General features: G+C 66.6%; 8 protein-coding genes. 4 read left to right on the top strand and 4 right to left on the bottom strand.

All coding sequences use genetic code 11. From position 1 onward, the window contains the following. The first annotated feature begins 31 nt into the window (after positions 1–31). Positions 32–2,971, top strand: coding sequence for a trehalose monomycolate exporter MmpL3 (gene mmpL3, locus QOC76_RS11345; RefSeq protein WP_526356932.1), 2,940 nt, complete (start codon positions 32–34; stop codon positions 2,969–2,971). On the opposite strand, the gene QOC76_RS11350 is transcribed toward mmpL3, so the two are convergent. Then, the gene (locus QOC76_RS11350) at positions 2,968–4,119 is read right to left on the bottom strand and encodes an AI-2E family transporter (protein ID WP_526356933.1); all 1,152 of its coding nucleotides are present in this window, start codon (positions 4,117–4,119) and stop codon (positions 2,968–2,970) included. The genes mmpL3 and QOC76_RS11350 overlap by 4 nt on opposite strands. A gap of 49 nt (positions 4,120–4,168) precedes the next feature. Here QOC76_RS11350 and QOC76_RS11355 point away from each other — a divergent pair, with 49 nt between their 5' ends. Genes QOC76_RS11355 through QOC76_RS11365 form a run of 3 tightly spaced genes read left to right on the top strand, consistent with a single transcriptional unit; the run spans position 4,169 to position 6,848 of the window. Beyond that, positions 4,169–5,245, top strand: a complete 1,077-nt coding sequence (locus tag QOC76_RS11355) for a lysylphosphatidylglycerol synthase transmembrane domain-containing protein (protein WP_526356934.1) — start codon at positions 4,169–4,171, stop codon at positions 5,243–5,245. A 15-nt stretch (positions 5,246–5,260) separates the two neighbouring features. Next, positions 5,261–6,493 (top strand): M23 family metallopeptidase, encoded by a 1,233-nt coding sequence (locus QOC76_RS11360; RefSeq protein ID WP_526356943.1) that lies wholly within the window; start codon positions 5,261–5,263, stop codon positions 6,491–6,493. Then, a complete protein-coding gene (locus QOC76_RS11365) occupies positions 6,480–6,848 on the top strand; it encodes a DUF3054 family protein (protein ID WP_526356935.1) in 369 nt (122 codons plus the stop codon). Before QOC76_RS11360 ends, QOC76_RS11365 begins: the two co-directional genes overlap by 14 nt. Here the strand turns inward: QOC76_RS11365 and QOC76_RS11370 are convergent. From QOC76_RS11370 to QOC76_RS11380, 3 genes are read right to left on the bottom strand one after another with little or no spacing between them, the layout of a single operon-like run. After that, entirely contained in the window at positions 6,839–8,185 is a 1,347-nt protein-coding gene (locus tag QOC76_RS11370; RefSeq protein ID WP_526356936.1) for a HAMP domain-containing sensor histidine kinase, read from the bottom strand. The genes QOC76_RS11365 and QOC76_RS11370 overlap by 10 nt on opposite strands. 34 nt (positions 8,186–8,219) lie before the next feature. Continuing rightward, entirely contained in the window at positions 8,220–8,897 is a 678-nt protein-coding gene (locus tag QOC76_RS11375; RefSeq protein ID WP_526356937.1) for a response regulator transcription factor, read from the bottom strand. A 50-nt stretch (positions 8,898–8,947) separates the two neighbouring features. Then, positions 8,948–9,328 carry a hemophore-related protein gene (locus QOC76_RS11380; protein WP_526356938.1) on the bottom strand — a complete coding sequence of 127 codons (381 nt, stop codon included), beginning with the start codon at positions 9,326–9,328 and terminating at the stop codon, positions 8,948–8,950. Positions 9,329–9,468 lie beyond the last annotated feature (140 nt).

The raw sequence follows: 9,468 nt of genomic DNA on the forward strand, positions 1-9,468 counted from the left end.
CGCATAGAGATCTTGTGAGTTAGGAGTTTAGGTGTTCGCCTGGTGGGGCCGAACGGTCTACCGCTACCGATACATCGTTATCGGTGTGATGGTCGCACTGTGCCTTGGCGGCGGCGTCTACGGGATCAGCCTCGGCCAGCACGTCACGCAGAGCGGCTTCTACGACGAAGGCAGTCAGTCTGTGCACGCCTCCGTCGTCTCCGACAAGGCGTACGGCCGTGACACCTCCGGACACATCATCGGGATCTACACCGCGCCCAAGGGCAAGACCGTCGACGATCCGGCCTTCCAGAAGAAGGTTCTGGACAACCTCGCGCAGGTCGAGAAGGACCACCCCGATCAGATTCTCCGGTCGATCGGCTACTTCAAGAGCCCCGAAGTGCTCAAGAACATGGCCGACGCCGACAAACAGCACGCCTTCATGTCGATTCAGCTCAAGGGCGACAACGACGACGTGATCCTGAGCAACTACAACAAGAACGTCGGCGAGGACGGCAAGACCGTCAAGGAAGCGCTCAACATCCCCGGCGTGGAAGTCCAGCAGGCCGGCCTGCAGCCGCTGGCCAGTGAGTTGACCGGAACCATCGGCGAAGATCAGCAGCGCGGCGAACTGCTCGGTGTGCCGTTGGTCATGGTCGTGCTGTTCTTCGTGTTCGGCGGCGTGATTGCGGCCAGCCTGCCGATGATCGTGGGCGGCCTGACCATCGCCGGGTCACTGGGCATCATCCGTCTGCTGGCCGAGTTCATCCCCGTGCACTTCTTCGCGCAACCGGTGGTGACGCTGGTCGGGCTCGGCATCGCGATCGACTTCGGCCTTTACATCGTCAGCCGGTTCCGGGAGGAGATCGCCGAGGGCTACGACACCGAGGCCGCCCTTCGTCGAACCATGATGACGTCGGGTCGCACGGTGACGTTCTCCGCGGTGATCATCGTCGCGTCGGCTGTGCCGCTGCTGCTTTTCCCGCAGACCTTCCTGAAGTCGATCACCTACGCGATCATCGCCACGGTCGTGCTTTCTGCGCTCCTGTCGCTCACCGTGCTGGCCGGGGCGCTGGCCATCGTGGGACCCAATATCGACGCCCTGGGCGTGCGGACGCTGCTGCGGGTGCCGTTCCTGCGGAACTGGGCGTTCTCCCGGCGGATCATCGACTGGTTTGCCGAGAAGACCCAGAAGACCAAGACGCGTGAAGAGGTCGAGAAGGGCTTCTGGGGCAAGCTGGTCAACCGAGTCATGAAGCGGCCCGTCGCCTTCGCCGCGCCGATCATCATCGTGATGATCCTGCTGATCATCCCGCTGGGCCAGCTGGCCCTCGGCGGCATCAGCGAGAAGTACCTGCCGCCGGACAACGGCGTGCGCCAGGCGCAGGAGCAGTTCGACAAGACCTTCCCCGGGTTCCGCACCGAGCCGCTGACGTTGGTGATGGAAAGCACCAACGGCCAACCCGTCAGCGACGCCCAGATCGCCGAGGTGCGCAACAAGGCGATGCAGATCCCGGGCTTCATCGACGCCAACAACGACCCGTCGAAGATGTGGCAGGAACGGCCCTACCTCGACGGTGCGTCCAAGGACCCCTCTGTTCGGGTGATCCAGAACGGTCTGGAGAACCGTAACGACGCCGCCAAGAAGATCGAGGAGCTGCGCGCGATTCCGCCGCCGCACGGCATCACCGTGTCGGTCGGTGGCACGCCTGCGCTGGAGCAGGACAGTATCCACAGCCTGTTCGCCAAGCTGCCGATGATGGTGGCGCTGCTCATCGTCACGACCACCGTTTTGATGTTCCTGGCATTCGGCTCGGTGGTGCTGCCGATCAAGGCGGCGGTGATGAGCGCCCTCACGCTGGGCTCCACGATGGGCGTGCTGACGTGGATGTTCGTCGACGGGCACGGCTCCGGCCTGATGAACTACACACCGCAGCCGCTGATGGCGCCGATGATCGGCATGATCATCGCCATCATCTGGGGTCTGTCGACCGACTATGAGGTGTTCCTGGTCTCCCGCATGGTCGAGGCACGCGAGCGCGGCATGTCCACCGCCGAGGCCATCCGTATCGGCACCGCCACCACCGGCAGGCTGATCACCGGCGCCGCCCTGATCCTGGCCGTCGTCGCGGGCGCGTTCGCGTTCTCCGACCTGGTGATGATGAAGTACCTCGCGTTCGGCCTGCTGATCGCGCTGCTGCTGGACGCCACCGTGATCCGCATGTTCCTGGTGCCCGCGGTGATGAAGCTGCTCGGCGATGACTGCTGGTGGGCGCCGAAGTGGATGAAGCGGCTGCAGGAGCGGCTCGGCCTCGGCGAGACCGAGTTGCCCGACGAGCGCAAGCGCCCCACGGTCCGCGACAAGGAGGAGGCGCTTGTCGGCGCCGGCGCTCCGGTGCCGCCGCGGCCGCAACCGCCCCACGACCCGTCCCATCCGGCAGCCGAGGGCTCCTCACGTCCGGGCGCCGCGACCACGCGCATTCAGACGGCGCCGGGCCGCAGCGCGGGACCGTCGGTCGCGGGTACCACGCGGATGCGGACACCACACACGGCGCCTGCAGACGAGCCGCAGACCACCCGGATGCCCGCCGCAGGCACCGGGAAGCCCCGCAACCCGGTGAACAACACCAACCCGGCGCCTCAACGCAAGCGTGCGGCACCGCCGCCACCGGTGCGGGAGGACCGCGAGATCGAATCGTGGCTCGGCGAGTTGCGCGGTAACGGGCCCGCCGGATCGCGGCCCGCACCCAGCCCGCGTCCCCAGCCGGGTGCCGAACCGACCACCGCGATCCCGGCGCAGCGTCCGCGCCGCAGCAGGCACGCCAGTACGGATGCCGAGCCGACGACCGCGATTCCCGCGCAGCCGCAACAGGATCCGGAGACGACCGAGAAGCTGCCCGCGCAGGAGGCCGAAGAAGAGGGCAGGCGCCGCGGCACCAATGGCGGCGTCAGCGCGGCTGAGCTGCTCCGGCGGGAAGGTCGCGGGCGCTAGTCGCTCTTCACCGTTTCGATGTCGTCGGCCTTGGCCTCGATGACCTTGCCCCCGTCATCCGCCTCCTGGGCTTCCATCTCGGCCTTGGGTGCCGTGGCGAGCAGCACCCGGATGGCGCTGTTCAGGAAGGCCACCGTCGGCACCGCCAGCAGTGCGCCGACGATGCCGGCCAGCACTGCACCCGCGGCGATGGCCAACACCACGGCCAACGGGTGAACCGACACCGCGCGGCCCATCACCAGCGGCTGCAACACGTGGCCTTCCAGCTGCTGAACAGCGATGATGAGGCCGAGGGTGATCAACGCGTAGATGAAGCCCTTGGCGAGCAATGCGACGACGACGGCGAGGAATCCGGCGACGACCGCACCGACCAGAGGGATGAAGGCACCGAGGAAGACCAGCGACGCCAATGGCAGGGCCAGCGGCACACCCATGATGGCCAGGCCGGTGCCGATGCCGAGGGCGTCGACCAGCGCGACGAGGAACGTCGCTCGCACGTAGCCGATCAGCGATTGGAATCCGGCGCGGCCCGCATCGCGCACCCGGTCCTGGACGTTTTCCGGGAAGATCCTCGTGACGAACTGCCAGATATTGCGCCCGCCGTGTAGGAAGAAGATCAGGGTGAACAGCACAAGCAGTGCGCCCGTGATGATTTCGGTCACGGTGGCCGCGGTCGACAGCGCGCCGCTGGTGAGCTTCGTCTGGTTGTTGCGCAGTGCTTCGATGGCCGAGTTGCCCGCGTTGGTGATCTGGTCCTTGCTCAGATGCGCGGGCCCCTCGATCAGCCACGTTCGCGTGCTCTGGATGGACTGGGTGACCTGTTCGACCAGGCCCGGCAGGCCGGTGACGAACTGGCTGACGACGAATGTCAGCATGCCGCCGACAATGGCGACTCCTGTCAGCAGCACGAGCGCGACCGCGCCGCCCCGGGGAGAGCCGCGGCGATCGAGAAAATCGACCGCCGGGATCATCAGCGCGGTCAGCATCAGCGCCAACGCGACCGGCACCACGATGACCTCGAGCCGCGTGATCACCCAGATGACTGCTACCGCGAACGCAATGATCACAAGAAGGCGCCACGCCCATGCTGCACCCTTGTGGATCAGAGGCGGGACCGCGTCGTCGTACCCAGATCCGATAGAGGCCATGCCGGTAGCGTAACGGCCGGTCGGAGGCCGCCACCGCTACTCTTTATGCGTGTCCCACGACGCGCCGGCGAATAATGCGCGCAGCCAAGAGGGAACCACGCGCGGCAAGTACGGGTGGCTGCGCTGGGTGATCATCGGCACCGCGGTTGCGGTGTTGACGGTCGAGATCGTGCTGGTGTGGGATCAGCTGGCGAAAGCCTTCCACAGCCTTTATGCGGCCAAATGGCTCTGGGTGCTCGCCGCGGTGGCCGCGGCGATGGCGTCCATGCACAGCTTCGCGCAGATCCAGCGCACGTTGCTGAAGTCGGCGGGCGTCGAGGTGCAACAGTGGCGGTCGGAAGCCGCCTTCTACGCGGGCAACGCGCTGTCCACCACCATGCCGGGCGGTCCGGTGCTCTCCGCCACGTTCATCTACCGCCAGCAGCGGAGGTGGGGAGCCTCGCCGGTGGTGGCGTCCTGGCAGTTGGTGATGTCGGGTGTGCTGCAAGTCGTCGGCCTCGCCCTGCTGGGTTTGGGCGGCGCGTTCCTGTTGGGGGCCTCCAAAAACCCTCTGTCGCTTATCTTTACGCTCGGCGGATTCATCGCCTTGCTGCTGCTTGCACAGGCAGTCGCATCGCGCCCCGATCTGATCGACGGTATCGCGGTCAGACTCCTGACGTGGTTCAACCAGCTGCGCGGCAAGCCGGTCGACACCGGCGTGGACATGTGGCGAGAGCACCTTCACCAACTCGAGTCGGTCAGCCTCAGCCGACGCGACCTCACCGTCGCGTTCAGCTGGTCGCTGTTCAACTGGGTCGCCGACGTGGCGTGTCTGGCATTCGCCGCCTACGCCGCAGGCGGCAGGCCGTCGCTGGCCGGGCTGACGGTTGCGTACGCCGCCGCGCGGGCGGTCGGCTCGATCCCACTGATGCCGGGGGGGCTGCTGGTGGTCGAGGCGGTGCTGGTGCCCGGCCTGGTGTCGAGCGGCATGACGCTGGCCGCCGCGATCTCTGCAATGCTGATCTATCGGCTGATCAGCTGGATCTTCATTGCGGCGATCGGCTGGGTTGTGTTCTTCTTCGTCTTCCGCACCGAAAAGGACGTCGACCCCGACGTAGGCCTCGACGAGGCCGAACCCGACGCTTAGGAGCACAGCTTGCCGATCGGAACACGCACCGCTGCCGCGGTCCTCGGGGCGATCACACTGACCATCGGCGGGTGTTCCTCGTCGGCGAGCCGTACCGGTGAGGTGACGCAGCCCCCGTCCGCCGCGCCGGGCGCCACCCGTGCCGATGTGCCGGTGGCTGTGACGCCGGTGCTGGCGAGCGTGGTGGCGGCGCCGGTGCCTGCGCCGGCCACCGACGGCAAGACCCACCTCGCCTACGAACTGATGCTGACGAACACGCTCGGCCAGGAGGTGACGCTGACGTCGGTGGCCGTCCGCGCAGCCGACCGGACACTGCTGACCTTGTCAGGCGACAAACTCGGCTATTGGACCCGTGCGCTCGGAACGCAAACGCCGACAGCGAAGTTGGGGCCAGGACAGGCGGGCGTCGTCTGGCTCGACGTCGCGCTCGACGACTCCGCCGCGGTCCCCACCGAGCTGGTGCACACCGTCGGCATCACGATCCCGAAGCCCTCGCCCCCGCTGATACCGGCCACCATGGAGGAGCAGGTCGCACCGGTGACGGTGCAGACGCGCAAGCCCGTGATGATCGCGCCGCCGCTGGACGGCCCGAACTGGTTGGACGGCAACAGTTGTTGCGATATGACCGCGCATCGCAACGCCCTCAATCCGCTCAGCGGCGGGCTGTGGGCCGCCGAGCGGTTCGCCATCGACTACATCCAGCTGAAGCCCGACGGGACGATGTCCACCGGCGACCTCACCAAGGTCGAAAGCTATCCCTACTTCGGCGCCGACATCCATGCGGTCGCCGACGGTCCCGTCGTCGGAGCGCTCGAAGGCCTGCCCGAGCAGATTCCGACGAAGAGCCCGACCGATCTCAAGCTCGAGGACTACGGCGGCAACCACATCGTGCAGGACATCGGCGACGGCAACTACGCGTTCTACGCGCACCTGAAGACCGGCAGCCTGAAGGTCAAGGTCGGCGACCAACTGAGCACCGGACAGGTCATCGCGTCACTGGGCAACACCGGCAATTCGGATGCGCCACATCTACATTTCCACGTGATGAGCACGCCGGACCCGCTGCGGTCCGACGGGTTGCCGTTCGTAATCAAGTCGTTTCGTCTCGACAACCGCGTCGGCTCCCAGGACGCCCTTGATGCGCTGTTGCGCGGCAAACCCGCACCGATGCAGCCCGGGTTCACCGCCCGCGACGAATCCGACGTCAGCCCCCTGGTGCTCGACGTGATGACCTATGAAACGCAGTAGCGCACTCGCCGCGCTCGCCGACGTCGCCGGTGTGCTGGTGTTCTGCACGGCCGGACGCCGCAGCCACGCCGAGGGCTTGACCGTCGCAGGTGTGGCCGAGACCGCGTGGCCGTTCCTGGTGGGCACCGCGGTCGGTTGGCTGCTCAGCCGCGGCTGGCGCCGTCCGACAGCGGTCGTTCCGACCGGATTGGCCGTGTGGGTGTGCACGGTCGCGATCGGAATGCTGTTGCGCAAGGCTACTTCCGCGGGCGTCGCGGGGAGCTTCGTCGTGGTGGCGTCCGCGGCGACGGCGGTGGTTCTGCTCGGCTGGCGCCTGGTTGTCGCAGCCCTACGGCGCAGGCCGCATCATTCCTGACCGTTCGAATGCCATTGCGGCTCGGTGGAAGCCGACACCGTCAAGGTGGCACGCAAGCCGCCGAGTGGACTGTCGGACAGCACGATGCTGCCGCCGTGCAGTGCCGCCTGCTGAGCCACCAGGGCAAGGCCGAGTCCCGAACCTCCGGGCGCGGCGGTGGATCCGCGTGCGAAGCGGCCGAGCACGATGTGATGTTCCTCGGCCGGCAGACCGCCACCGTTGTCGTCGACCGTGATCGTTATCGAGTGATCAATCCGGTGACCTGTCAGCAGCACCCTGGACGCCGATCCGTGTGCCACGGCGTTGCGCACCAGGTTGTCGACTGCAAGGCGCAGGCCGCTCGGCCAGCCCCAGATGCTGCCGAGATGCTCGTCGGCCTCGACGACGACCTGCACCGCCCCACCCGGGCGCATGTTCTCCCGCGCCACCCGGTCGAGCAGGTCGGTCACGTCGATGACTTCGCGGTCCTCCGCCTGCGCCAGCTCACCCGACGCGAGCTGACCGAGCGCCGTGATGATCGCCTCGACGCGACGCTGCGCCCGCGACAGGTCCATGACCACCTCGGCCCGCTCGTCTTCAGGTAGGTCGTGAAGCCGCAGCGTGTCCAGGTCGGCACGCATCGCGGTCAGCGGTGTGCGCAACTCGTGTGCGGCGTTCGCCGCGAAATCCTGTGCGGCCTGCAGGGAGTTCTGGGTGGCCTGCTGTGCGGCGGCGAGCCGGCTGAGCATTCCCGTCATCGCCTCGGACAGTTCTTCGGCCTCGCGGACACCGCGTACCTCCGGCATTTCCTCGGTGCCCTTGCCGAGCCGTCTGGTGTGTTCGGTGAGCCGCCGCAGCGGCCGGATCGCGGGACCCGACAACAGCCATCCCACCCCCGCCGCGATCAACACCGTGACCAGGCCGACCGCGACGTAGAACGGTATGCGGGCCCGGTTCAACAGGATGCTGTCGGCCCTGATGCCGATCGAGACCAGCACGCCGCCTTGCTGGTCCACGGGAATTGTGCGCACTCGATAGTCGACGCCGTTGACGACGACGTCGGCCGTGCCCGGCTGCAGGCGCGGCAGTTGAAGCCCGCGCTGAAAAACCACCTGGCCGGTCGACTCCATTCGGCCTGTCGTCAGCACCCCCTGCCGGGGATTGGACAACTGGTCGGGGTACATGCTGGCCTCGACGATTGAGTCCAGCCGCCGATCCAGTTGTGCGGCATCGTTATTGGCGAGAACCAGCGATGTCAGAATGGTGAACACCGCGACGACGGCGGCGGCCGCGGTAGCGGCGGCGAGCGCCACCCTGGTGCGCAGCGAAGCGGAACGCGCGAAACGGAGGCGGCGCACTACGTTTCGTCTCGGTGCGGGATGCTCGACTTCACTACGTTTCGTCTCGCAGCACATAGCCGATCCCGCGAACCGTGTGGATCACCCGGGGCAAGTCCTCGCGTTCGAGTTTGCGCCGCAAGTAGCTGATGAATACGTCGGCCACGTTGGTGTCCACGTCGAAGTCGTAGCCCCACACCAGTTCGAGCAGTCGCTGCCGGCTGAGCACGACGCCCGCATTCTCGGCCAGCACCGCCAGCAGGTCGAACTCCCGCTTGGTCAGATCGACCCGCTCACCGTCGACGAACACCAGTCGCCGAGCGGTGTCGATGGTCAGCGGACCGACCGACATGGTGTCCGACGACTGATTGGACTGACTCGTGCGGCGCAGCAGAGCGTGCAGCCGTGCCACCAGCTCGCCGAGATCGAACGGCTTCGTCAGATAGTCGTCGGCGCCGGCCTCGAGGCCGGCGATCCGGTCGTTGACGGTGTCGCGCGCGGAGAGCACGCAGATGGGGATGTCGTTACCAAGTGCCCGCAGCGCGGTGACGACCGCGACGCCGTCCAGTTCGGGCATCTGCACGTCCAGTACCAAGGCGTCGTGTTTCTCGTTGGACAGGAGCCGCAGGGCCTCTTTGCCGGTCGCTGCGACCCGCACGTCAAAACCCGAGTGCCGTAGCCCGCGGGCAACAGACGTTCTGACGTCCGGATCGTCGTCCACCATGAGCACCATTCGACCGGTGCTCTCCTGCGCGGGCGGCTCTCCCCCGACCCGCACGCGGGTTACGGGGTGTCAGCGATGCCGTCGCCGTTGCTATCACCGCACCGGTTCTTGATATCCACCAGCGGCTGGCGAATGGCGGTCAGCTCGCCCTTCTGAATGGGGTTGGCGCTCATGTACTTGTCCACCTCGGTGCGGACCTCATCGCGGGTCTTGCCCTCGAGGCTGGTGAAGAAGTAGTTGACGTCGGAATGGCTGAACAGGTAATCCGACGTGGCCTTGGACACGCCTGCGGCCGTGAAGGCGAGATCCGCGGCGGTGCAGTTGGGCGGCTCCTCGGCCATCGCAGTCGGAAGAGCGCCGAACAGCATCACGCCGGCGAGCGCACCGGTACCGATAGCGCCAGCTACCGCACGCCGCGCCGTACGGGCAGGAAGCAACATCTACAGGCTCCTTCGTCCAATGAGTTGTGGCAGTAACCATTGCGGTTACAGACACCGAAAGCTAATCAGAATCCCTGCCGACTTTCCTGCCTTGCAGGAAAACGATTAGTAGAAAAATCAAAAACCCCAGCTCAGGGTTG

The sequence above is a fragment of the Mycobacterium sp. genome (genome assembly GCF_032159565.1).
GTDB lineage: Bacteria > Actinomycetota > Actinomycetes > Mycobacteriales > Mycobacteriaceae > Mycobacterium.

What these genes read in the sequence shown, in the direction of transcription:
- QOC76_RS11365 (WP_526356935.1), top strand. Translation starts at nt 6,480, where the DNA reads ATGAAACGCAGTAGCGCACTCGCCGCGCTCGCCGACGTCGCCGGTGTG.
- QOC76_RS11375 (WP_526356937.1), bottom strand. Translation starts at nt 8,897, where the DNA reads ATGGTGCTCATGGTGGACGACGATCCGGACGTCAGAACGTCTGTTGCC.
- QOC76_RS11380 (WP_526356938.1), bottom strand. Translation starts at nt 9,328, where the DNA reads ATGTTGCTTCCTGCCCGTACGGCGCGGCGTGCGGTAGCTGGCGCTATC.
- QOC76_RS11350 (WP_526356933.1), bottom strand. Translation starts at nt 4,119, where the DNA reads ATGGCCTCTATCGGATCTGGGTACGACGACGCGGTCCCGCCTCTGATC.